Raw genomic sequence first — 272 nt, forward strand, 5'->3', positions numbered from 1 at the left:
TTGATAGGTTCGAGGTGGAAGCATGGTGACATGTGGAGCTGACGAATACTAATAGATCGAGGACTTAACCATATAATATGTAGCAAATGTTATCTAGTTTTGAAGGAATATATATTAAAATTTCTTCTTGACATTTCGAAAGAAATGTTTATAATGATAAAAGTCTGGTAATGATGGCAGAGAGGTCACACCCGTTCCCATACCGAACACGGAAGTTAAGCTCTCTAGCGCCGATGGTAGTTGGGACCTTGTCCCTGTGAGAGTAGGACGTT

General features: G+C 40.1%; 1 rRNA gene. It reads left to right on the forward strand.

The features are described 5' to 3' along the window. Window positions 1–163 precede the first annotated feature (163 nt). A 5S ribosomal RNA gene (gene rrf, locus MR112_RS28730) occupies window positions 164–272 on the forward strand; the annotation flags it as partial.

The organism is Bacillus cereus group sp. BfR-BA-01330 (assembly GCF_022663885.1).
Lineage (GTDB): Bacteria > Bacillota > Bacilli > Bacillales > Bacillaceae_G > Bacillus_A > Bacillus_A cereus.